Below are 22,214 nucleotides of genomic sequence, written 5' to 3' on the forward strand. Positions count from 1 at the left end.
CGATGGGGCTTTACCGGGAAGGCCCCATCGCGACTGAAGTCGCTCCTACGGCGCTCCCGTGTGCCCTGCACATGTGCGGGGCACAGGGGAGCCGAGGCCCTGGCTAGCGCGCCTCGGCGACCTCCACCCCGTCCAGCCCCTGCGCCAGGGTGCGGGCATCGCCACCCTGGGAGAGCTTGATGCGCAGGCGCACCTCGTTCTGCGAGTCGGCGTGGCGCAGGGCGTCGTCGTAGCTGATCTCGCCGGCCTGGTACAGCTCGAACAGGCTCTGGTCGAAGGTCTTCATGCCCAGGTTGGTGGATTCCTTCATCACCTCCTTGAGCTTGTGGATCTCGCCTTCGCGGATGTAGTCCTGGATCAGTGGCGTGCCCAGCAGGATCTCCAGCGCCACCCGGCGGCCCTTGCCGTCCGGGGTCGGGATCAGCTGCTGGGCGATCACGCCCTTGAGGTTGAGCGACAGGTCCATCAGCAGCTGGCTGCGGCGGTCCTCGGGGAAGAAGTTGATGATGCGGTCCATCGCCTGGTTGGCGTTGTTGGCGTGCAGCGTGCACAGCACCAGGTGGCCGGTCTCGGCGAAGGCGATGGCGTGGTCCATGCTCTCGCGGGTGCGCACCTCGCCGATCATGATCACGTCCGGCGCCTGGCGCAGGGTGTTCTTGAGCGCGTTGTCCCAGCTGTCGGTGTCGATGCCGATTTCGCGCTGGGTGATGATGCAGCCCTCGTGCTTGTGCACGAACTCGATCGGGTCCTCGATGGTGATGATGTGGCCGGTCGAGTTCTGGTTGCGATAGCCGATCATCGCCGCCAGCGAGGTGGACTTGCCGGTGCCGGTGGCGCCGACGAACAGGATGATGCCGCGCCGGGTCATCGCCAGGGTCTTGACCACCGGCGGCAGGTTGAGCTCCTCCACCGTGGGGATGCGCGTCTCGATCCGGCGCAGCACCATGCCGACCTGGCCACGCTGGTAGAAGCAGCTCACGCGGAAGCGCCCCACCCCGGCCAGGCCGATGGCGAAGTTGCACTCGTGGGTCTTCTCGAACTCCTCGCGCTGGGCCGGGGTCATCACGTTCAGCACCAGGTCGCGGCTCTGCTGCGGCGTCAGCGGCGACTGCGTGATCGGGCCGATCTTGCCGTGCACCTTCATCGCCGGCGGCATGCCCGCGGTGATGAACAGGTCCGACGCCTTCTGGTGCGCCATCAGCCGGAGGAAGGAGGTGAAGTCGATGGTGCTCATTTGTGGCTCCTGCGGAGCCGGGATGGGGGATTCGGGATTGGGGATTCGCAAGAGCAATCCACTTCCCGGGTCCCGCTTCCGGCTTTTACGAATCCCGAATACCCAATCCCCAATCCCAGCTACTCGAATATCCGCTTGTCCTTGGCGTACTCGCGTGCCTGGTGGCGGGTGATCAGGCTGCGCTTGACCAGGTCCTGGAGGTGCTGGTCGAGGGTCTGCATGCCGTACTGCTGGCCGGTCTGGATGGCCGAGTACATCTGCGCCACCTTGTCCTCGCGGATCAGGTTGCGGATGGCCGGGGTGCCGACCATGATCTCCCATGCCGCGGTGCGGCCGCCGCCGACCTTCTTCAGCAGCGCCTGGCTGATCACCGCACGCAGCGACTCGGACAGCATCGAGCGCACCATCGGCTTCTCGCCGGCCGGGAACACGTCGATGATGCGGTCGATGGTCTTGGCCGCCGAGCTGGTGTGCAGGGTGCCGAACACCAGGTGGCCGGTCTCGGCGGCGGTCAGCGCCAGGCGGATGGTCTCCAGGTCGCGCAGCTCGCCGACCAGGATGATGTCCGGGTCCTCGCGCAGCGCCGAGCGCAGCGCCTCGCTGAAGCCGTGGGTGTCGCGGTGCACCTCGCGCTGGTTGATCAGGCACTTCTGCGAGGTGTGGACGAACTCGATCGGGTCCTCGACGGTGAGGATGTGGCCGTACTCGTTCTTGTTGATGTGGTCGATCATCGCCGCCAGCGTGGTCGACTTGCCCGAGCCGGTCGGCCCGGTCACCAGGATCAGCCCCTGCGGCTGCTCGATCAGCTGGCGGAAGATCGGCGGGCAGCCCAGGTCCTCCAGCGTCAGCACCTCGGAGGGAATGGTGCGGAACACCGCGCCGGCGCCGCGGTTCTGGTTGAAGGCGTTGACGCGGAAGCGCGCCAGCGACGGGATCTCGAAGGAGAAGTCGACCTCGAGGAACTCCTCGTAGTCGCGCCGCTGCTTGTCGGACATGATGTCGTAGACCAGCGCATGCACCTGCTTGTGGTCCAGCGCCGGGATGTTGATGCGGCGCACGTCGCCGTCCACGCGGATCATCGGCGGCAGCCCCGCGGACAGGTGCAGGTCCGATGCCTTGTTCTTCACCGAGAACGCCAACAGTTCAGCGATATCCATGCGCTGCTTTTCCCCTGGGCTGCGACTGGAAGGATTTTTCCCCGGGCGGCAGTATAGCGGTCCTTGCCTGTGCTGGAACCCGACACCGTGCCGACTTCGCAACTCCAGGAAATCCGCCGGGAAATGGCCGAGGCGGCACGCGCCGCGGGACGTGCGCAGGCCGTGCTGCTGGCCGTGTCCAAGACCCAGCCGGCCAGCGCGGTGGCGGCCCTGGCCGCCCAGGGACAGCGTGCGTTCGGCGAGAACTACGTGCAGGAGGCGATGGCCAAGGCGGCCGAGCTGGAAGGCCTGGGGCTGGAGTGGCACCTGATCGGCCACCTGCAGTCCAACAAGGCCGACATCGCCGCACGGCTGTTCGACTGGGTGCAGACCGTGGACCGGCCCAAGCTGGTCGAGCCGCTGGCGCGCCACCGGCCCGACGGGCGGCCTCCGCTGAACGTGCTCATCCAGGTCAACATCGACGACGAGGCCAGCAAGCACGGCTGCGCGCCGGAGCAGGTCCCGGCACTGGCCGAGGCCGTCGCCGCGCAGCCGCGGCTGGCGCTGCGCGGGCTGATGGCGATCCCGGCGCCGTTCCCGGAGGCATCGCGGCGCCGCGAAGCGTTCCGGCGCATGCGCGCCCTGTTCGATACGCTGGCCACGCGCTACCCGCAGGCCGATACGCTGTCGATGGGCATGAGCGCGGATTTCGCCCAGGCCATCGCCGAAGGCGCGACCATGGTGCGGGTGGGCACGGCGCTGTTCGGCAGCCGGCCACCGCACTGAACCCTTCACCGACCTTGGACCCCGCCATGTCTTCCGAACTTCCTTCCGACTCCCAGGGCCGCGGCACGGTCGCCTTCATCGGCGGCGGCAACATGGCACGCAGCCTGATCTCCGGTCTCATCGGCCGCGGCTTCACCGGCGCCGGCATCCGCGTGGCCGAGCCCAACGCCGGGCTGCGCCAGGCACTGGAACGCGAGTTCGCCGTGCACACCTTCGCCGACGCCGCCGAGGCCGTGCACGGCAGCAAGCTGTGGCTGTTCGCGGTCAAGCCGCAGGTGCTGCGCGGCGTGTGCGAATCGCTGCAGCTGCTGGCGCAGGCGCAGCACCCGCTGGTGGTGTCGATCGCCGCCGGCATCACCAGCGCGCAGCTGCAGCGCTGGCTCGGCGGCGGCCTGCCGGTGGTGCGCGCGATGCCGAACACGCCGGCGCTGCTGGGGGCCGGCGTGACCGGCCTGCATGCCAACGAGCAAGCCTCGGCGGTCCAGCGCGAACAGGCCGAGCGCCTGCTCGGCAGCGCCGGTGCCACGGTATGGATCGACGACGAGGCGCTGATGGACGCGGTGACCGCGGTGTCGGGCAGCGGCCCGGCCTACGTGTTCCTGCTGGCCGAGGCGATGGAGGCGGCCGGCATCGCCCAGGGCCTGCCTGCGCATGCCGCACGCACCCTGGTGGCGCAGACGCTGCGCGGCGCGGCGCGCATGCTGACCGAGTCGGACGAGGCGCCGTCCGAGCTGCGTCGCCGCGTGACCTCGCCCAACGGCACCACCCAGGCGGCGATCGAGACGTTCCAGGCCGGCGGCTTCGAACGGCTGGTGGCCGCGGCGGTGGCTGCCGCCGCCAGGCGCGGTGCCGAGCTTTCGGCCGCGAACGATTGAGTGGGCCGCCCCCCTGGGGGCGGCGGGATTCGGCATTCGGGATTGGGAATTGGTCGAAGCAAAAGCGCCTTTGCGAATCCCGAATCCCAAATCCCGAATCCCCAATCCCAACACCTGCAACAATCGTCGCCGTGGATATCCCCCTCCCCCTGCCCTCGCTGCTGTCGCCGCGCTACCGCGCCGCCACGCTGGGCATGGTGGCGCTGATCTCGCTGATCGCCTTCGAATCGCTGGCGGTGGCCGCCGCCATGCCGACGGTGGCGCGCGAACTCGACGGCCTGCGGCTGTACGCGCTTGCCTTCGGCGGCACCCTGGCCACCAGCGTGGTCGGCATGACCGCGGCCGGCAGCTGGAGCGACGTCCACGGCCCGGCGCGGCCGCTGTGGTGCGGGCTGGCGGTGTTCGTCGCCGGACTGCTGCTGGCCGGGTTCGCCACGACGATGCCCATGCTGGTCGCCGGCCGCATGCTGCAGGGGCTGGGCGCGGGCGCCATGGCGGTGGCGCTGTACGTGGTGGTCGGGCGGCTGTATCCGGAAGCGCTGCGGCCACGCATCTTCGCCGCGTTCTCCGCCGGCTGGGTGGTGCCCTCGCTGGTCGGCCCGGCGCTGAGCGGGTTGATCGTCGAACACATCGGCTGGCGCTGGGTGTTCCTGCTGGTGCCGATGCTGGCCCTGCCCTCGATGCTGTTGCTGCAGCCGGCGCTGCGCACCCTGCCGCCGGCGCCGGCCGGACGCGCCTCGGCCGCCCGCATCGGCTGGGCCGGCGGTGCCGCCGCCGGCGTCTGCCTGCTGTACCTGGCCGGGCAGCTGCACGGCCTGAACACGCTGGCCGCGGCGCTGCCGGCCGTGGTGCTGCTGGGCACCTGCAGCTGGCGCCTGCTGCCGCGCGGCACGCTGCGCCTGGCGCGCGGCCTGCCCAGCGTGATCGCCCTGCGCGGCATCGCCACCGCGGCGTTCTTCGGCACCGAGGCGTTCATCCCGCTGCTGCTCTCGCGCGAGCGCGGGCTGGCCCCGGCGCTGGCCGGCGCCGCCCTGAGCCTGGGCGCGCTGGGATGGTTCAGCGGCTCCTGGTACCAGGGCCACAACCGCCACGGCTGGCACCGCTCCAGTCTGCTGCTGGCCGGCACCTCGCTGCTGGCGGGCGGCATCGTTCTGAGTACCGCCGCGGTCTGGCCGGCGGTGCCGACGTGGCTGGCGATCGCGGGCTGGACGCTCAGCGGCCTGGGCATGGGGCTGGTGTATCCCAGCCTGTCGATCCTGACGCTGTCGCTGTCGCCACCGCACGAGCAGGGCCTGAACACCTCGGCACTGCAGCTGTGCGAGGCGATCGCGGTGGCCACGGCGCTGGCGATCGGCGGCTCGCTGTTCGCCGCGCTGCTCGCGCGTTCGACCGCGGGCGCCTACCTGGCCAACTTCGCGCTGGCCTGGCTGATGGCGCTGCTGGCGATCGCGGTGGCGCGGCGCACCGGAACCGGCGGCTAGGAACCCGTTCAAGATCTCCCGGCAGGACGTAGGAGCTCCTACGGGTGGCTCTCGCTGCTTGCCATTGCCGAGCCACGGTGGCCGACCGGCATCTGCCGCCTCCATCCCGGGATTGTGAACAGGCTCTAGGGCACCGGGAACAATGCCTCGTCGACGAACACCGCCGGCACCTCCCACGGGTGGTGGGCGTGGATGCCCTGCTCGATCATCCGCTGCAGCAGCTGCCGGTCGCGGGCGATGGCGAACTCCAGGCGCACGCTGGGCGCGCGGGCGACCTCGCCGATGCGGCCCAGCGCCGGATCGGCGCCGGCCAGCGGGCGGAACTGCTCCTCGCCCGGCGCGGCGGTCCACATCACCTGGTCGTAGTGGCCGGCACCGAGCGGATCGACGGCGAGGATGCCGCGCTTGAGCCGCTCCAGGTGCTCGGGCGGGACGAACACGGTGATGCGGTAGACCGGTTCCAGCCGCATGGCTCAGGGGAACAGCATGCGCTTGGACCACGTGCCGGCGGCGTCGCGCTCGTAGCGCCAGCGCTCGTGCAGGCGGAAACCGGCGCCGTACCAGAACTCGATGCGCGCCGGCACCACGCAGAAACCGCCCCAGCCCTCCGGACGCGGCACCTCGCGACCTTCGAAGTTGGCCTCGACCTTGGCCAGGCGTTGCTCGAACTCCTCGCGCGAGGGCAGCGTCTGCGACTGCGCCGAGGCCCAGGCACCGATCTGGCTCATGCGCGGGCGCGAGGCGAAGTAGGCGTCGGCCTCGGCGGCAGGCACGCGCTGCACCTCGCCCTCGACGCGTACCTGGATGCCGGCCTCGCGCAGCCGCCGCCACAGGAACAGCAGCGCCGCCTGCGGATTGAGCTGCAGGTCGCGGCCCTTGGGGCTCTCCACATGGCTGTAGAACACGAAGCCGCGCGGGTCGAACGCCTTCAGCAGCACCGTGCGCACCGAGGGCCGGCCATCCGGGGTGGCGGTGGCGAGCGCCATCGCGTTGGGTTCGACCTCGTCGCTGGCCTTGGCCTCCTCGTACAGGCTGGCGAAGGTGGACAGGGCTTCGGCGTACAGATCGGCAGCGGTTTCGGTCATGGCAGGCGCCTGGAACGGGAGGGCATTACCCTATTGTGGCCATATGAACCGCGGTGCGCACATGAACCCGAGCAAAGGTTTCCCCGACACGCTGGTGCAGGCGGCGCTGGACGACGCGCTGTCCGCCGGCAGCCGCCTGCCGTTGCTGGCGATCACCGGCCTGCAGGGCAGCGGCAAGTCCACCCTGGCCGCGCAGGTGGTGGAAGCGGCCGCCCGGCGCGGGCTGCGGGCGGCCACGCTGTCGATCGACGACGTCTACCTCACCCGCGCCGAGCGCCGCGAACTGGCGCACAGGCGCCATCCGCTGCTGGAGACGCGCGGCCCTCCCGGCAGCCACGACCTGGCGCTGGCGCTGCGCACGCTCGACGCGCTGGCCGCGGGCGAGCCGACCCTGCTGCCGCGCTTCGACAAGCTGTCCGACGACCGCCACCGCCCCGACCGCTGGACCCGCGTCGACCATCCGCTGGACCTGGTGGTGGTGGAGGGCTGGTTCCTCGGTACGCCGCCGGAAAGCGAGGCCGCGCTGCTCACGCCGATCAACACGCTCGAGCGCGACGAGGACGCCGACGGCCGCTGGCGCCGCGCGGTCAACGAGTCGCTCGGCCGCGACTACCCGGCGCTGTGGCAGCGCTTCGACCGGCTGTGGTACCTGCAGGCGCCCGGCTTCGAGATCGTGCCCGAATGGCGCTGGCAGCAGGAACAGGCGCTGCAGGCGGCGGAGCCGGGCAGGAAGGGGATGACGCGCGAGCAGGTGGAGCGCTTCGTGCAGTTCTACGAGCGCGTCAGCCGGCAGGCCATGCGCACCCTGCCCGGCATCGCCGACCGCACCGTGCAGCTGGACGAGCAGCGCACGGCGCAGCCGGATTAGGGCGCTGCCTGCCGCAAGTGCCGGCAGCGCCATCGCCCGCGCGCAGTCGGCTCTTCAAGTACCGGCAAGCTCCCTTCTCCCGCTTGCGGGGGAAGGTGCCCGAAGGGCGGATGGGGGCTGTTCGGAGCATGGGAAAGCAAAAGGCGAAAGCACCCCCATCCGGCGCTGCGCGCCACCTTCCCCCGCAAGCGGGAGAAGGGAACTGCGGCGCCGGGGCTTGCAATGAAGAGACAAGGCTTCGCGGTGCGCCGGCTACTCCACCACGAAGGTGATGCGCAGGTTGACCCGCCACTCGCTGATCTCCCCGCCCGGATCGGTCACTACCTTGATCTCGTTGACCCACGCGCCCTGGATGTTCTTCACCGTCTCGGCGGTCTTGGCAAGCCCGGCCTTGACCGCATCCTCCACGCTGGTAGGGGACGACGCGTTGACCTCGATGATTTTTGCAACGGACATGGCTGCCTGCTCCCTCTGCGATCCCGGCCGTTCACCGGTGTTCGCACGCTACCGGCGCCGGTGTTAAGGGACCGGGACGAGGTGCTAGCATCTGCGCGATGAATCCCGCCCCGAACCTCGTGCTGGTTGGCCCGATGGGTGCCGGCAAGAGCAGCATCGGCCGGCGCCTGGCCGAGCGTTTCGGCCTGGAATTCGTCGATGCCGACCAGGCCATCGTCGAGCGCGCCGGCGCCAGCATCAACACGATCTTCGAGCACTCCGGCGAAGCCGGCTTCCGCGAGCACGAGCGCACGGTACTGCAGGAACTGCTGCAGGGCCGCGGCCGGCTGATCTCCACCGGCGGCGGCGCGGTCCTGCACCACGACAACCGCCGCCACATCCGCGAGCGCAGCTTCGCGGTGTACCTGCGCGTGGGCGTGGAATCGCAGCTGCAGCGCCTGCAGCGCGACCGCAGCCGCCCGCTGCTGCAGCGCGGCGACCGCGTCCAGATCCTGCACGAACTCACCCGCCAGCGCGAACCGCTGTACCGCGAAGTGGCGGACCTGGAAATAGACACCGACCACCTTTCGCCCAGCGAAGCCACCGCGCGCCTGGCGCTGCAACTGGCGGCAACCTGGCAATCAACGGAATACAGCCAATGAACACTTCCCCGCGCACCGTCGACGTCGGCGGCGACACGCCCTACACCATCGCCATCGGCCCGGGCCTGCTGGGCGACGGCGCGCGCCTGGCCGCGCGCGTGCGCGGCCGCCACGTGCTGCTGCTGAGCGATTCGCAGGTGGCGCCGCTGTACGCCCCGCAGGTCAGCGCCGCGCTGCTGCAAGCCAATCCGCAGCTGCGCATCCGCGAACTGGTCATCCCCGCCGGCGAGGCGTCCAAGACCCTGGACAGCTTCGCCCGCGCCATCGACACGCTGGCCGGACTCGGCGCCAGCCGCGATGCCTGCGTGTTCGCCCTCGGCGGCGGCGTGGTCGGCGACCTGGCCGGCTTCGCCGCGGCGTGCTGGATGCGCGGCATCGACTGCGTGCAGCTGCCGACCACGCTGCTGGCGATGGTCGATTCCTCGGTCGGCGGCAAGACCGCGGTGGATATCCCCCAGGGCAAGAACCTGGTCGGCGCCTTCCACCCGCCGCGCGCGGTGATCGCCGACACCTCGGCGCTGCGCACGCTGCCGCCGCGCGAGCTGCGCGCCGGGCTGGCCGAGACGATCAAGTACGGCGCCATCCGCGACCCGCTGTTCTTCCAGTGGCTGGCCGCCGAGCGCGAGGCGCTGCTGGCCGGCGACGACGCCGCGCTGGCGCAGGCGATCGCGCGCAGCTGCGAGCACAAGGCCGAGATCGTCGCCCGCGACCCGCTGGAAAAGGGCGAGCGCGCGCTGCTCAACTTCGGCCACACCTTCGGCCATGCCATCGAGACCGAGCAGGGCTACGGCGCCCCCGGCAACGACAACCTCAACCACGGCGAGGCGGTGGCGGTGGGCATGGTGCTGGCGGCGCGCCTGTCCGCCGCGCTGGGCATGGCCGCCGACGCCGACAGCGAGGCGCTGCGGCAGCTGCTGCACGCCTACGGCCTGCCCACCGCCATCCCGGCCGGGCTGGAGCCGCCGGCGCTGCTGGCGCGCATGCGCCTGGACAAGAAGAACATCGCCGGGCGCCTGCGCCTGGTGCTGTGGCGCGGCATCGGCCAGGCCGAGGTGGTGGCGGACGTGGACGAGGCGCGGGTGCTGGAGATCCTGCGCGCGGGTTGAACCAACGCGTCGTGCGGGATTGCACTTGCAGGAGCGACCGTAGGAGCGACTTCAGTCGCGATCGGGTTTTACCGGGAAGGCCCCATCGCGACTGAAGTCACTCCTACGGTCGCTCCTACGGCCCGCGTGCCACACCGCTACAATCGGGGCATGCGCATCCTCCTGCAACAACCGCCCGTCGGCAGCGATCCGCCGCGCTATGTCCAGCTGAGCCTGCAGCCGGACCTGTTCGGCGGCTGGGAGCTGCTGCGCGAGACCGGCCACACCGGCGGCCGCGCGCAGCTGCGGCGCGAGCAGTACCTGCTGCAGGACGAGGCGGTGCGCGCCTTCGAGAAGGCACGCGACACCCAGCTCAAGCGCGGCTTCCAGGTGATGTTCATCCAGGGCGCCACGCCGGGATGAGCCCCGGTCCGCGACCATCGCCACCGCGCTCCCATCCGCATGCTCCGGCCCGGCCCGGACCTGCCCGCAAGGAATCCTCCACGTGACCCACCCGCCTCTCGCCAACGATCGCCTGCTGCGCGCGCTGCGCCGCCAGCCGGTGGACCGCACCCCCATCTGGCTGATGCGCCAGGCCGGCCGCTACCTGCCCGAGTACCGCGCCACCCGCGCCCGCGCCGGCAGCTTCCTGGCCATGGCCAAGACCCCGGAACTGGCCTGCGAGGTCACCCTGCAGCCGCTGGCGCGCTTCCCGCTGGATGCGGCGATCCTTTTTTCCGACATCCTCACCATCCCCGACGCAATGGGGCTGGAGCTGTACTTCGTCGAGGGCGAGGGCCCGAAGTTCCGCCATCCGCTGCGCAGCGAGGCCGAGATCGCGCGGCTGGCGGTGCCGGACATGGAGACCGATCTGGGCTACGTGATGGACGCGGTGCGGCTGATCCGCCGCGAGCTGGGCGGCAAGGTGCCGCTGATCGGCTTTTCCGGCAGCCCGTGGACGCTGGCCTGCTACATGGTCGAGGGCGGCGGCAGCAAGGACTACGCGCGCATCAAGGCGATGGCGCTGGACACGCCGCAGCTGCTGCACCGGCTGCTGACGGTCGTGACCGACGCGGTCATCGCCTACCTGTCCGCGCAGCGCGCGGCCGGCGCGCAGGCGCTGCAGGTGTTCGACACCTGGGGCGGCGTGCTCGGCCCGGCGATGTACCGCGAGTTCTCCCTGCCCTACCTGGCCCGCATCGCCCGCGAACTGCCGCGCGGCGAGGACGCCGGCCGCACCCCGCTGATCCTGTTCGGCAAGGGCAATGCGCCCTACCTGGAGGAACTCGCCGGCAGCGGCGCCGAGGCACTGGGCGTGGACTGGACGGTGGAACTGGGCGAAGCCGCGCGCCGCACCGGCGGCAAGGTGGCGCTGCAGGGCAACCTGGACCCGGCCACGCTGTACGCACGCCCGGAGGCGATCGCCTCGCAGGCGCAACGGGTGCTGGACGGCTACGCCGCCGGCAACGGCGGCTCGCGCGAGGGCCACGTGTTCAACCTCGGCCACGGCCTGTCCCCGGACATGGACCCCGAGCACGTCGCCGCGCTGGTCGAGGCGGTGCACCGGTGGAGCACCCGCTGATGGCTGTCCGCTTGCGCCTGCCCGCGTTGGCGGCGATGGCGCTGGCCGGCCCGCTGCAGGCCGCCGAGGTGGAGTTCGCCGGCCGCTACGGCCACCGCTTCACCGCCGCGCCGGGCCAGCCGGTGTGGATCGTCGAGCGCGACGGCGACGATTACCGCGCCACCACCGTGACCGGCGACGGCGACGTCCGCCCGGCCCGGGTGCTGTCCGAGGACGGCCGCCGCGCGTTCCGGAAGAAGATGCTCTGGGACGAGGCCGACGCGGCGCAGGCAAGCTGCCTCGACTGGAGCGACCCGCCTGCGCCCACGCTGCGGGACATGCTGGCCGAAGCGCCTGCGGAACCGGCGATCGCCGGCGCCTCGCCGCTGTGCCACGTCCCGGCCGCGCAGCGCGCGCGCATGACCTGGCTGGCGAACAGGCAAAGCGCCTGGTTCTACTACGACCCGATGGCCGGGGTGATGGAAGCCGACAGGCTGCCGTGAGCACCGAGACCGCCCCGGTACCCAGCTATGCCAGCTTCCGGCCGCTGCTGTGGCTGGTGTCGCTGGCGATCTTCATGAACATGCTGGACTCGACCATCGTCAACACGGCATTGCCGGCGATGGCGCGCAGCCTGGGCGAGAGCCCGCTGCAGATGCAGTCGGTGGTGTTCAGCTACGCGCTGGCGGTGGCCAGCTTCATCCCGGCATCGGGCTGGATCGCCGACCGCTACGGCACCCGCCGCACCTTCCTGGCGGCGATCGTGGTGTTCACAGCCGGCTCGCTGGCCTGCGCGCTGTCGCCGACGCTGCCGTGGCTGGTGGCCGCGCGCGTGCTGCAGGGCATCGGCGGGGCGCTGCTGCTGCCGGTCGGGCGGCTGGCGGTGCTGCGCTCGGTGCCGCGCGAGCACTTCCTCAAGGCGATGAGCTTCATCGCCATCCCGGCGCTGGTCGGACCGCTGGTCGGCCCCACCCTGGGCGGCTGGCTGGTCGAGGTGGCCTCCTGGCACTGGGTGTTCCTGATCAACCTGCCGATCGGGCTGATCGGCTTCGTCTTCGCCCTGCGGGTGATGCCGGACCGCTACGCGCAGCAGCGCCAGCGCTTCGACCTGCCCGGCTACGCGATGCTGGCCTTCGGCATGATCGCGCTGTCGCTGGCGCTGGATGGCGTATCCGATGCCAGCGGGCACCATGCCTGGGCGATGCTGCTGGCGTTCGCCGGCCTGGCGGCGCTGGCCGGCTACTGGCTGCACGCGGCCAACAGCCGCACGCCGCTGTTCTCGCTGCAGCTGTTCAAGGTGGTCAGCTTCCGCATCGGTATCCTCGGCAACCTGTTCTCGCGCGTGGGCAGCAGCGCGATGCCGCTGCTGATCCCGCTGCTGCTGCAGGTCGGCCTGGGCATGAGCCCGATGAACGCGGGGCTGATGATGATCCCGGTGGCGCTGGCCGGCATGGCCTCCAAGCGCGCGGCGGTGAAGCTGGTGGAGCGCTTCGGCTACCGCCGCGTGCTGATGGTCAACACCGTGCTGGTGGGCATCGCCATGGCCAGCTTCATGCTGGTCGAACCCGGCCAGCACCTGGGCTGGCGGCTGCTGCAGCTGGCGCTGTTCGGCGCGGTCAACTCGCTGCAGTTCACCGTGATGAACACGGTGACGCTGCGCGACCTGGACTACCAGCAGGCCAGTTCCGGCAACAGCCTGCTGTCGATGACGATGATGCTGGCCACCGGCTTCGGCGCCGCCGCCGCGGGCAGCCTGCTGACCGCCTTCGACGCCCACCTGGGCGGCGCGCACGGCGCCACCGCGGCGCTGCACGCCACCTTCGTCTGCGTCGGCGCGATCACCCTGACCTCGACGCTGATCTTCTGGCAGCTGCCCGAGACGCGGCCGCATCCCAAGCAGGTCGAGCAGGTGGTTGAGTAGCGGGGATTGGGGATTGGGGATTGGGGATTCGCAAACGCTCCGGCCCCGCAGGAACGCGAGCACCGCTGCTCTTGCGAATCCCCAATCCCGAATCCCTACTCCCGAACCAAAGCCATCGCCTCGGCCAGCATGCGGCCGGTGACCGGCTTGCGCAGGAAGCCGTCGAACCCGGCCGCGCGGGCCTGCGGCTCGGCCTCGGCGTCGGTGCGTGCGGTCACCGCGATCAGCGGCATGTCCTGGCCGAGCGCACGCAGCTGCCGCGCCAGCGCCAGCCCGTCCAGGCCGGGCAGGTCCAGGTCGAGCAGCGCCAGGTCGAAGCGGGTGGCCGTGGTTTCCGCCAATGCCGCCAGGCCGTGCGCTGCATGGTGGACGGTGTGGCCGTGCATGCGCAGCAGGCCGGCGATGACCTCGGCGATGGTGGGGTCGTCCTCCACCAGCAGCACGCACAGCGGCGAGGCCACGGCCGCTGCCGCCGCCTCGGCCGGCGCGGCGGCGGCCACTGCGGATTCGGCCCACGGCAGCGGCAGGTCCACGCTGAAGCGCGAGCCCGCGCCGAGCTGGCTGTCGACCTCGATGTGCCCGCCCATCGCCAGCGCAAGCTCCTGGCAGATCGCCAGGCCCAGGCCGCTGCCGCCGTAGCGGGCGGCGGTGCGGGCGCCGTCGGCCTGCTCGAAGCGCCGGAACAGCCGCGCCTTCTGCTCGGCGCCGATGCCCGGGCCGGTATCGATCACCTGGAAGCGGATCATGTGGTGCGGCACCACCGAGGAGATGCGCAACGACACCTGCCCGCGCTCGGTGAACTTGATCGCGTTGCCGAGCAGGTTGAGCAGGATCTGGCGCACGCGCATGGGATCGCCGTAGGCGGTGACCACGGCCGGCAGCGCATTGTCCAGCTCGAAGCGCAGGCCGCGCCTGACCGCCATCGGCGCCATCAGCCCCTCCACCTCGGCGACCAGCTGGCGCAGGTCGAAGTGCTGCGGCTCCAGGTCGAGCCGGCCGGCCTCGATGCGCGCCAGGTCCAGCGCGTCGTTGACCAGCCGCAGCAGGTGCGAGCCGGCACGGCGGATGGATTCGGTATAGCTGCGCTGCTTGCCGTCCAGCGGCGTGGCCAGCAGCAGTTCGCTCATGCCCAGCACCCCGGTCATCGGCGTGCGCACCTCGTGCCCCAGCGTGGCCAGGAAGCGGGTCTTGGCCAGCGAGGCCTGCTCGGCCAGTTCCTGCTTCTGCAGCGCCAGCTGCCAGGCATGGCGGCGCTGCAGGCGACGCCGGTACAGCCAGGCCGCGAGCACCGCCATGGCCATCGCCAGCAGCACCGCCAGCGCGATCCCCCAGTCGCTGCGCCACCACGGCGGCAGCACCTGGAAGCGCAGCGTCTGCACCTGCGACCAGACGCCATCGGCGGTCTGCCCCTGCACCTCCAGCAGGTAGCGTCCAGGCGGCAGCCGCGAGAACAGGCGCTCGCCGCTGCTGCCCACGTCCACCCAGTCCGGGTCGTAGCCGCTGAGGCGGAAGCGGTACTGGTTGGCATCGGCGTCGGAGAACGAGAGCAGGTGCGCGACCACCTGCAGGTCGCGGTCGCCATCCTCGATCAGCATCCGCCCGGCATGGGTCAGGTCCACCGCGCGTTCGCCGCGGCGCACGCCGACGTGCTCGATCGCCAGCGGCGGCTGCCGGGTAGCGGGACGGACCCGGTGCGGCTCGAACAGGATCAGCCCGTCCGGGGTGGCGCCGACGATCTGGCCGCCGCGGGACTGCAGCAGGGTCTGCTGCCGCAGCTGCGGGTTGGAGATGCCGTCGTGGGCGCCGTAGATGCGGATGGCGCGGGTGGCCGGATCGACGCGGATCAGCCCGCGCATGCTGGCCACCCAGGCCACGCCGCTGGCATCGACCACCAGCCCGGTCGGCGCCAGCGCGGGGAACTGCTGGTCGCGGCCGATGCGATCGAGCAGTTGCAGGCGCCGCCCGTCCCACAGGTACTTCTCCAGCGCCCCCATGCCCGCCAGCCAGGCGACGGAGGTGTCAGCCACCTGGAAGGCGTACACCGCCGCCAGCGGTGCGCCGGGCACCTGTTCGAAGCTGTCCGCAGCGGCGTTCCAGCGCTTGAGCCCCTCGCTGGTCGCCAGCCAGATCGCCCCGTCCGGGCCGATGCGCATCTCCGACACCGTCAGCCGCTGCGCCAGGCCGTGCGTGCCCGGAGCGATGTGCCGCAACACCCGCCCGGCGGGGTCGCGCAGCTGCAGTCCGGCCATGTCGGTGTAGATCCACAGGGTGCCGTCGGTGGTCTGCCGCATCAGCGTGGCCTCGCCGGGCAGCGCCGCATCGGTGGCGTCGCCGGCATGCCAGCGCCTGACCTGGCCGCTGGCCGGGTCGTAGCGAACCAGCGCGCCGAACATGCCCACCCAGACCTGCCGCGCGCGGTCCTCCAGCACCGACAGCGGCCAGCGCAGTCCGTTGATCTGCCGCAGGTGGTGCTCGATGGCGCCGGTGGCCGGATCCAGGCGGTCCAGCGCACCGCGCGTGCCCGCCAGCCAGATGCGCCCGTCGGCCGCGGCGGCGTTGGCGAGCACGTACGGGTTGGTCATCGTCGACGGATCGTCGTGGCGATTGCCCAGCACCGCGAACTGCTGCCAGTTCGCCGGCAGGTGCCACAGGCCGGTGTTGGGACTGGCGAACCACAGCCCGCCCTCGCGGTCCTGGAAGCCGGTGGACCAGTTCGGCTTGACCAGGCCCTGCGCGGCCTTGCTGTACAGCGGCACGTTGCGCACCTGCCCGTCCACCGCGCGCCCCATGCCCGAGAGCGTATCCAGCCAGTAGCCGCCATCGGCATCGCGCAGCAGCACCTGCAGCACGTGGCCCGGGTCCACGCCCTTCCACGGATGCGGGTCGATGCGGCCATCGGGATGGCGCAGGCTCACGCCGGCCATGGTGGCGATCCACAGGCGGCCGCCGGCCTCGACGGTGAGGCCGTTGATGACGCTCGACGGCAGCGCATCGGCGTCCACGCGGTCGAAGCCGTCGCCGTTCCAGGCTGCCAGGCCGTCCTTGGTACCCACCCACAAGGTGCCGTCCGGGGCCTGCGCCAGGAAGTTGACCGCCTTCGACGGCAGGCTGTGCTCGTCGCCGGGCACCGGCATGAAGCGCTGCATGCGTCCGCCCGGGTCGAGGCGGAACAGGCCGCGCGTGGGCGTACCGAACCAGACGCTGCCGTCGGCGGTGGAGGTGATGCACCAGACCGGGTCGCTGCCCATCTGCGGGTAGCCGCGGCCGTCGTAGTAGTGGAAGCGGCGGCGGTCGGCGCTGAGCATGGCCATGCCGGCGTTCTGGGTGCCGATCCAGACCCGGTTGCGCGCATCCACGTGCACGCTCCACAGCATGTTGTCGCGCAGCCCGTCCTCGATGCGCCAGATGCGGTAGTTGTTGCCGTCGTAGCGCGCCAGGCCATCGGCGCTGGCCAGCCACAGGTAGCCCTGCGGGTCCTCGGCGAAGCCGTTGATGCTGCTGGAAGGCAGGCCATCGGCCACGGTGATCTGGCGCGGCTGCGGGGTGGCCGGCACGATGGCGCCGGCCCCCTGTGCCAGCAGCAGCAAACCCCACAGCAACAACACTTTGCCCAGCCGCATCGTTTGGTTCCCGTGGACGGCGCCACACCCGTGTAGAAAGCCCGTCCGCCGGGCCGGCTCCAGCCATGGTAACCGCCCGCGACCCGGTGCCGCGGCCGGCACATTGGCGCACGGCCGGACCGGGGTGCGGAAGACCCGCGCTCGCCGTTCCCGCGCAGGCGGGGCCCAGCGGCTTGCGCCATGGGATCGAGCAGTAGCGAGAACTCCCCGCGCACCGGGTTCCCGCTTGCGCGCAGGCGACGAACAGTACTTCCGGGGCAGCAGGGAGGACGGACGATGCCTAGGCCGGCACGTCTGCCACCTGCCGCGCCGCCGACGCGGCCTCCAGCGCCTGCGCCAGCATCGCCCCGGTCACCGGCTTGCGCACGAAGGCATCGAAGCCGGCATCGAGCGCCTGCCGTTCGGCATCGCCGTCGGAGCGGGCGGTGACCGCCACCATCGGCAGGCGGCGGCCCTGCGCGCGCAGTTGCCGCGCCAGCGCCAGTCCGTCCATCCCCGGCAGGTCGAGGTCGCACAGCACCGCGTCGAAGCGTTCGGCACCGGCTTCCGCCAGTGCGGCCAGGCCGTGCGCGACGTGCACGACCTCGTGGCCGCGCGCGCGCAACAGGCCGCAGATCACCTGGGCCACGGTGGCATCGTCTTCCACCAGCAGCAGGCGGCGGCCGGACGTCGCAGGCACGCTCTGCTCCTCTGCGTCGACCTGCGCGGCCGGCGGCGTGGCCCGGCCCGGCGGAAGCGGCAGGTCGAGGGTGAAGCGCGCGCCCTGCCCGGCCCGGCTGTCCAGTGCGATGCGGCCGCCCATCGCCAGCGCCAGCTCCCGGCAGATCGCCAGCCCGAGCCCGCTGCCGCCATAGCGCGCGGCGGTGCGGGCGCCATCGACCTGCTCGAAGCGATCGAACAGCCGCGCCTGCTTGGCCGCATCGATGCCCGGTCCGGTATCGGAGACGACAAAGCGCACGCCGGCCGCCGGTGACGGCGCCGGCATGGCCTGCAGTTCGACCCGGCCGTGCTCGGTGAACTTGATCGCATTGACCAGCAGGTTGAGCAGCATCTGCCGCACCCGGCTGGCATCGCCGCGCAGCACCGCGGGCGTTCGCGGATGCCGGCGACAGGTGAACTCCAGTCCCTTGGCCTCGGCCGTCGGCGCCACCAGCGCGACCACCTCGTCGAGCAGCGCCGGCAGGTCGAAGTCGGCCTGTTCCAGCGGCAGCTTGCCGGCCTCGATGCGGGCCAGGTCCAGGGTATCGTTGACCAGCCGCAGCAGATGCCGGCCGGCGGCCTGGATCGAGCGCGCATAGCCGCTCTGGCGCTCGTCGAGCCCGGTCTCCAGCAGCAGTTCGCTCATGCCCAGCACCCCGGTCATCGGTGTGCGGATCTCGTGGCCGAGCGTGGCCAGGAAGTGGGTCTTGGCCTGCGAGGCCTGCTCGGCCAGTTCCTGCTTGTGCCGCGACAGCCGCCAGGCATTGCGCAGCCGCAGGCGGCGCCGGTAACCGGCCGCCAGCGCCACCACCGCCAGCACCGCGACGATCGCGATCGCGACGATGCCCCAGGGCGATCGCCACCACGGCGGGGCGACGCTGAACTGCAGGGTCCGGATCGCCGAGGCGTTGCCGAACGGGTCCACGCCCTGCATCTGCAGCCGGTAGCGGCCACCGGGCAGCACCGAGAACTCGCGCACGCCGCTGCCGCCCTGCTCCACCCAGTCGCCGTCGAAGCCCTCCAGGCGCGAGCGATAGCGGTTGCCGGCCGGGTCGCCGAACGACAGCAGCCGCGCATCGACCTGCAGTTGCCGGTCCCCCACCCGCAGCCGGAAGCCCCCGGCCTCGGGCAGCAGCACGCGCTCGCCGTCGCGCAGCACGCTGGCCGCGGCGATCGCCAGCGGCGGCACCAGGGGCGGCGCGTCGGGCAGCGTGGTGTCCACCATCAGCATGGCGCCGTCGGCGGTGCCGGCGGTGAGCACGCCGGTGCCGGACAGGAACAGGCAGCCGTCGATGAATTCCTTGCTGGACAGGCCGTCGCGGGCACCGAAGCTGCGGATGCGCGGTGCCGACGGATCGGTCGCATCGATGCGCAGCAGGCCGCGGCGGGTCGCCAGCCACACCCGCTGCTGCGCATCGACCTGCATGCCCGCCGACTCGACCGCGGCGATGCCCTGCTCCGGCCCCAGCCGCAGTCGCCGCGTCCAGCGGCCGGCGGCGTCCTGCCGCCAGGCCTCGAGCCCGTCGAGGCGGTGCAGCCACAGCTGCCTGCCCGACCAGGCGAAGCTGTACACGCGCTGCGCCGGCATCCCCGGCACCGGCTCGAAGCGGCCCGACGCCGGCCGCCACGCACGCATGCCGGCGCCGGTGGCCAGCCAGATGCCGCCGCCCGGCCCGGTGCCGAGCTGGTCCACGTCGCCCGAATCCAGGCCGCGGCCGTCGCCGTTGGCGAAGTCGTCCAGGACCGCGCCGGTATCGCCGTCGCGGCGCTGCACCCGGCCCATCGTCGCCAGCCAGACGCTGCCGTCGCCGGCCTCGGCCAGCCACTCCGGCGCCGCGCCTTGCGGCGCCCCGTCGACGCCGCCGGCGGACCAGTGGCGCAGTTCGCCGGTGGCCAGGTCGAGCCGGCTGAGCCGGTGCTGCAGGTTGCCCAGCCACAACCTGCCGCGGCTGTCCTGCAGCGATGCCGACAGCTTCATCGCCCCCATCTGCTCGTGCCGCCACGGCATGTCGGCGATGGCACCGGTGGCCGCGTCGAAGCGCTGCAGGCGGCCATCGCCCTCGATCTGCCAGAACGCGCCGTCGCGCGCCGGCGCCAGCGCGCAGTACACGCCGTCGCCCAGGTCGCGCTGCGGCTGGCGCACCGCCACCCGCCGCCAGTCGCGGCGCAGGTACGCCAGTCCGCGGCCGTAGATCGGCACCCACAGCTCGCCGCTGGCGCTGCGCCACAGCGAATGCACGTGGCGCCCGGCGGCCAGCGGCGCCTCGCCGTTGCGCACCAGGGTCGGCGCCCGTCCCCGCTCGGTCAGCCACAGGCCGCGCTCGCTGCCCATCCAGTGCTCGCCGTCGCCGGCGGCGGCGACCGACCACACCATGTTGCCGTTGGCGAACATCGCCGACCACGGCGGCACCTGCCAGCGCCCGGCGACGTCGCGCCGGTACACGCCGCGGGAGGTTCCCGCCCACAGTTCGCCGTCCACCAGGGTCAGCGAGAACACTCCGGGGGCGGCCTCCGCCGCAGCGGCCGCGCCGGCGTCGGCGATTTCGGGAAGCGGCTCGCCGCGCACCGTGCCGTCGGCGAGATCGAGGCTGAGCAGCCCGCGCAGGGTGCCGATCCACAATCGCCCGCCAACCGCGGCCAGCGCCAGCACCGGGCCGGGCTCGAAGCCGGGAAGCAGGCGCTGCAGGTCGAAGCGGGTGATGCGGCCGTCGGCCGAGAGCCGGTGCAGCCCGCCGCTATGGTTGCCGAACCACAGGTCGCTGCCCGCCCCGGCCAGCACGAACACGTCGTCGTCGCTCATCTGCGCATGCGCGGCCCGCCGGTAGTGCCGGAAGCGCTCGCGCGAGGCGTCCAGCATGCTGACCCCGGCGCTCTCCGAACTCACCCAGATGCGGTCCTGGGCATCGATGTAAAGCGCCTGCACGGCGTTGCCGGCCAGCGAGGACGGATCGTCCGGATCGTGCCGCCAGAGCTGGAAACCGCTGCCGTCATGGCGCACCAGCCCGTCGTTGGTGGCCAGCCACAGGTAGCCGGCGCGGTCCTGCGCCAGCATGTTGATCGCCGTGGAGGGCAGGCCCTCGGCCATGCCGGCGAGCCTGAAGCTGGGCAGTTGCGGCATGTGCGGCTGGGCGGGAGCACCGGCGGCCGCGGCCGCCATCGCCGCCGGCAACAGCACCAGTGCCGCCAGGAACAGCCCCGTCATCGTGTTGCGCCATCCGTCACGGCACCGCATCGGCCATCCTTGTCCGCTTATCCAGCCGAATCCTCGCAATGGATCGTTGCGCTTGCAAGCCAAGCAAAACCACGGCCGCCATGCCTAGAATCGGCCATGAGCCTCCGACTGCCGCCACTGGCGCTCCTCCTGCTGGCCTCGCTGCCCACGCTGCTGCAGGCACAGACCGCGCGCTATGCGCTGGACCCGGTGCATACCCGCGTGGCCTTCGCGATCGACCATGCCGGCTTCTCGCAGGCGATCGGCACCGTGTCCGGCAGCGAGGGCCATCTGGACTTCGACCCGCAGGACTGGCGCAGCGCGCAGGTGGACGTGCAGGTGCCGCTCGCGCGGCTCGACCTGGGCGACGAGAAGTGGAACCGGGCGGCGCTGGCGCGCAACCTGCTCGATGCCGAGCGCCACCCGCAGGCGCACTTCGTCTCCACCGCCGTCACCCCGGTGGACGCGCACCACGCCCGGGTCGAAGGCATGCTGACCCTGCGCGGCGTCAGCCGCCCGGTCACGCTCGACGTCACCTTCAATGCGCTCAAGCGCCATCCGTTGCCGCCGTTCCGGCGCACCGCCGGCTTCTCCGCGGTCACCCGCATCAGCCGCGCCGCATTCGGCATCGACGCCTGGAAGTCGCTGATCGGCGACGAGGTCGAGCTGCGGCTGGAGGTGGAGGCGACGCGCGCGCCCCGCGCCGGCGACGTGCAGGACGAGGCAGCGGACGCGACGTCCACCCCCGCCACTCCGGAGCCGGACGCCCCGGCGCCGAAGGTGGACTGATGCCATCGCGACGGACCACCGCAACGCGCAAGCGCCGCGCATGGGCACGCGCGGCACCGCCTCGCCGCCCCACAGCCCATCGCCACACGCCCTCTCGTTCTCCCTCGCCCCGCGCGCGCCCAGCCGCCGCCCGGCCCATTCCAATGGCACCAGCAGGCCCTACATGACGTTGAAGAACTCTCCCGACCGCTGGGGCGGCATCAGCCAGCTGCTGCACTGGACCATCGCGGCGCTGATCCTGGTGATCGGCATCGTCGGCCTGACCATGGGCGAACTGCCAAGGACGCCGAAGTACTTCTGGGTGTACACCGCGCACAAGTCGCTGGGGCTGACGGTGCTGGCGCTGGTCGTGGTGCGCCTGGCGTGGCGGCTGTACGCGGGGGCACCGGCGCCGGTGCCCGGCACCCCGACCTGGCAGGAACGCATCGCCTCGGCCACCCACACGCTGCTGTATGCGCTGATCTTCGCGGTGCCGCTGTCGGGGTGGCTGTACGACTCGGCCAGCGCGCTGCGGCCGTTTCGCTGGTTCGGCCTGTTCGACGTGCCCAAGCTCAGCCCGCCGGACAGGCCCCTTTCCCAGCTGGCGCACGGCGTGCACGAATGGGGCTTCTGGCTGCTGGTCGCGGTGGTGCTGGTGCATGCCGGGGCCGCGCTGTACCACCACCTGTTCCAGAGCGACGACACGCTTGCGCGCATGCTGCCCCGGGGCTGGCTGCGCCGGCGCGATCCGTCCTGAACCCGCATCCGGCCATGTCGCCCGTATCCG

At 71.7% G+C, this 22,214-nt stretch carries 19 protein-coding genes; 12 read left to right on the plus strand and 7 right to left on the minus strand.

The genetic code is table 11. The annotated features are described in order from the left end of the window. Positions 1 to 103: 103 nt before the first annotated feature. A complete protein-coding gene (locus LRX76_RS16555) occupies positions 104 to 1,234 on the minus strand; it encodes a PilT/PilU family type 4a pilus ATPase (protein WP_231806734.1) in 1,131 nt (376 codons plus the stop codon). Between the two features lie 119 nt (positions 1,235 to 1,353). Continuing rightward, the gene (locus LRX76_RS16560; protein WP_231806735.1) at positions 1,354 to 2,391 is read right to left on the minus strand and encodes a type IV pilus twitching motility protein PilT; all 1,038 of its coding nucleotides are present in this window, start codon (positions 2,389 to 2,391) and stop codon (positions 1,354 to 1,356) included. 87 nt (positions 2,392 to 2,478) lie between these two features. On the opposite strand from LRX76_RS16560, the gene LRX76_RS16565 reads away from it, so the two are divergent. The 3 genes from LRX76_RS16565 to LRX76_RS16575 all read left to right on the plus strand — a co-directional run bounded on the left by LRX76_RS16565 (position 2,479) and on the right by LRX76_RS16575 (position 5,512). Continuing rightward, positions 2,479 to 3,156 (plus strand): YggS family pyridoxal phosphate-dependent enzyme, encoded by a 678-nt coding sequence (locus tag LRX76_RS16565; protein WP_231806736.1) that lies wholly within the window; start codon positions 2,479 to 2,481, stop codon positions 3,154 to 3,156. Between the two features lie 26 nt (positions 3,157 to 3,182). Beyond that, on the plus strand, positions 3,183 to 4,031 hold the full coding sequence (proC, locus tag LRX76_RS16570) for a pyrroline-5-carboxylate reductase (protein WP_231806737.1): 849 nt from the start codon (positions 3,183 to 3,185) through the stop codon (positions 4,029 to 4,031). Between the two features lie 131 nt (positions 4,032 to 4,162). Next, positions 4,163 to 5,512, plus strand: a complete 1,350-nt coding sequence (locus LRX76_RS16575) for an MFS transporter (protein ID WP_231806738.1) — start codon at positions 4,163 to 4,165, stop codon at positions 5,510 to 5,512. 125 nt (positions 5,513 to 5,637) lie between these two features. Here the strand turns inward: LRX76_RS16575 and LRX76_RS16580 are convergent, their stop codons facing one another. Continuing rightward, positions 5,638 to 5,982 carry a hypothetical protein gene (locus tag LRX76_RS16580; RefSeq protein WP_231806739.1) on the minus strand — a complete coding sequence of 115 codons (345 nt, stop codon included), beginning with the start codon at positions 5,980 to 5,982 and terminating at the stop codon, positions 5,638 to 5,640. A 3-nt stretch (positions 5,983 to 5,985) separates the two neighbouring features. After that, positions 5,986 to 6,597, minus strand: a complete 612-nt coding sequence (gene pdxH, locus LRX76_RS16585; RefSeq protein ID WP_231806740.1) for a pyridoxamine 5'-phosphate oxidase — start codon at positions 6,595 to 6,597, stop codon at positions 5,986 to 5,988. Positions 6,598 to 6,640: 43 nt separating this feature from the next. Between pdxH and LRX76_RS16590 the strand changes: the two genes are divergently transcribed. Continuing rightward, a complete protein-coding gene (locus LRX76_RS16590; protein WP_231806741.1) occupies positions 6,641 to 7,465 on the plus strand; it encodes a kinase in 825 nt (274 codons plus the stop codon). Between the two features lie 252 nt (positions 7,466 to 7,717). On the opposite strand, the gene LRX76_RS16595 is transcribed toward LRX76_RS16590, so the two are convergent. Further along, positions 7,718 to 7,921, minus strand: a complete 204-nt coding sequence (locus LRX76_RS16595) for a dodecin family protein (protein WP_231806742.1) — start codon at positions 7,919 to 7,921, stop codon at positions 7,718 to 7,720. A gap of 98 nt (positions 7,922 to 8,019) precedes the next feature. Here LRX76_RS16595 and LRX76_RS16600 point away from each other — a divergent pair, with 98 nt between their 5' ends. The 6 genes from LRX76_RS16600 (at position 8,020) to mdtD (ending at position 13,129) form a co-directional block, all read left to right on the plus strand. Next, complete coding sequence (locus LRX76_RS16600; RefSeq protein WP_231806743.1) at positions 8,020 to 8,562, plus strand: shikimate kinase; 543 nt, start codon at positions 8,020 to 8,022, stop codon at positions 8,560 to 8,562. Further along, positions 8,559 to 9,668, plus strand: coding sequence for a 3-dehydroquinate synthase (gene aroB, locus LRX76_RS16605; protein ID WP_231806744.1), 1,110 nt, complete (start codon positions 8,559 to 8,561; stop codon positions 9,666 to 9,668). The genes LRX76_RS16600 and aroB overlap by 4 nt, the downstream gene beginning before the upstream one ends. A 150-nt stretch (positions 9,669 to 9,818) precedes the next feature. After that, positions 9,819 to 10,070, plus strand: a complete 252-nt coding sequence (locus LRX76_RS16610) for a WGR domain-containing protein (protein WP_231806745.1) — start codon at positions 9,819 to 9,821, stop codon at positions 10,068 to 10,070. Between the two features lie 82 nt (positions 10,071 to 10,152). Next, positions 10,153 to 11,229, plus strand: coding sequence for a uroporphyrinogen decarboxylase (gene hemE / locus LRX76_RS16615; RefSeq protein ID WP_231806746.1), 1,077 nt, complete (start codon positions 10,153 to 10,155; stop codon positions 11,227 to 11,229). After that, positions 11,229 to 11,711 (plus strand): hypothetical protein, encoded by a 483-nt coding sequence (locus LRX76_RS16620; RefSeq protein WP_231806747.1) that lies wholly within the window; start codon positions 11,229 to 11,231, stop codon positions 11,709 to 11,711. The genes hemE and LRX76_RS16620 overlap by 1 nt, the downstream gene beginning before the upstream one ends. After that, the gene (mdtD, locus tag LRX76_RS16625) at positions 11,708 to 13,129 is read left to right on the plus strand and encodes a multidrug transporter subunit MdtD (RefSeq protein ID WP_231806748.1); all 1,422 of its coding nucleotides are present in this window, start codon (positions 11,708 to 11,710) and stop codon (positions 13,127 to 13,129) included. The genes LRX76_RS16620 and mdtD overlap by 4 nt, the downstream gene beginning before the upstream one ends. Before the next feature lie 95 nt (positions 13,130 to 13,224). Here mdtD and LRX76_RS16630 read toward each other — a convergent pair whose 3' ends face one another. Together LRX76_RS16630 and LRX76_RS16635 are read right to left on the minus strand one after the other, a co-directional pair. After that, positions 13,225 to 16,749, minus strand: coding sequence for an ATP-binding protein (locus LRX76_RS16630; RefSeq protein WP_231806749.1), 3,525 nt, complete (start codon positions 16,747 to 16,749; stop codon positions 13,225 to 13,227). Between the two features lie 280 nt (positions 16,750 to 17,029). Further along, positions 17,030 to 20,605 (minus strand): hybrid sensor histidine kinase/response regulator, encoded by a 3,576-nt coding sequence (locus LRX76_RS16635; RefSeq protein ID WP_231806805.1) that lies wholly within the window; start codon positions 20,603 to 20,605, stop codon positions 17,030 to 17,032. A 183-nt stretch (positions 20,606 to 20,788) separates the two neighbouring features. Between LRX76_RS16635 and LRX76_RS16640 the strand changes: the two genes are divergently transcribed. Both LRX76_RS16640 and LRX76_RS16645 read left to right on the plus strand, forming a co-directional pair. Further along, on the plus strand, positions 20,789 to 21,448 hold the full coding sequence (locus LRX76_RS16640) for a YceI family protein (protein ID WP_231806806.1): 660 nt from the start codon (positions 20,789 to 20,791) through the stop codon (positions 21,446 to 21,448). A gap of 163 nt (positions 21,449 to 21,611) precedes the next feature. Next, on the plus strand, positions 21,612 to 22,184 hold the full coding sequence (locus tag LRX76_RS16645; RefSeq protein WP_231806750.1) for a cytochrome b: 573 nt from the start codon (positions 21,612 to 21,614) through the stop codon (positions 22,182 to 22,184). Positions 22,185 to 22,214 lie beyond the last annotated feature (30 nt).

Origin of the sequence: Stenotrophomonas sp. MMGLT7 (assembly GCF_021168555.1) — a bacterium.
Taxonomy (GTDB): domain Bacteria; phylum Pseudomonadota; class Gammaproteobacteria; order Xanthomonadales; family Xanthomonadaceae; genus MMGLT7.

What these genes read in the sequence shown, in the direction of transcription:
- LRX76_RS16555 (WP_231806734.1), bottom strand. Translation starts at nt 1,234, where the DNA reads ATGAGCACCATCGACTTCACCTCCTTCCTCCGGCTGATGGCGCACCAG.
- LRX76_RS16560 (WP_231806735.1), bottom strand. Translation starts at nt 2,391, where the DNA reads ATGGATATCGCTGAACTGTTGGCGTTCTCGGTGAAGAACAAGGCATCG.
- proC (WP_231806737.1), top strand. Translation starts at nt 3,183, where the DNA reads ATGTCTTCCGAACTTCCTTCCGACTCCCAGGGCCGCGGCACGGTCGCC.
- LRX76_RS16580 (WP_231806739.1), bottom strand. Translation starts at nt 5,982, where the DNA reads ATGCGGCTGGAACCGGTCTACCGCATCACCGTGTTCGTCCCGCCCGAG.
- pdxH (WP_231806740.1), bottom strand. Translation starts at nt 6,597, where the DNA reads ATGACCGAAACCGCTGCCGATCTGTACGCCGAAGCCCTGTCCACCTTC.
- LRX76_RS16590 (WP_231806741.1), top strand. Translation starts at nt 6,641, where the DNA reads ATGAACCGCGGTGCGCACATGAACCCGAGCAAAGGTTTCCCCGACACG.
- LRX76_RS16595 (WP_231806742.1), bottom strand. Translation starts at nt 7,921, where the DNA reads ATGTCCGTTGCAAAAATCATCGAGGTCAACGCGTCGTCCCCTACCAGC.
- LRX76_RS16600 (WP_231806743.1), top strand. Translation starts at nt 8,020, where the DNA reads ATGAATCCCGCCCCGAACCTCGTGCTGGTTGGCCCGATGGGTGCCGGC.
- aroB (WP_231806744.1), top strand. Translation starts at nt 8,559, where the DNA reads ATGAACACTTCCCCGCGCACCGTCGACGTCGGCGGCGACACGCCCTAC.
- LRX76_RS16610 (WP_231806745.1), top strand. Translation starts at nt 9,819, where the DNA reads ATGCGCATCCTCCTGCAACAACCGCCCGTCGGCAGCGATCCGCCGCGC.
- LRX76_RS16620 (WP_231806747.1), top strand. Translation starts at nt 11,229, where the DNA reads ATGGCTGTCCGCTTGCGCCTGCCCGCGTTGGCGGCGATGGCGCTGGCC.
- LRX76_RS16630 (WP_231806749.1), bottom strand. Translation starts at nt 16,749, where the DNA reads ATGCGGCTGGGCAAAGTGTTGTTGCTGTGGGGTTTGCTGCTGCTGGCA.
- LRX76_RS16635 (WP_231806805.1), bottom strand. Translation starts at nt 20,605, where the DNA reads ATGGCGGCCGCGGCCGCCGGTGCTCCCGCCCAGCCGCACATGCCGCAA.
- LRX76_RS16645 (WP_231806750.1), top strand. Translation starts at nt 21,612, where the DNA reads ATGACGTTGAAGAACTCTCCCGACCGCTGGGGCGGCATCAGCCAGCTG.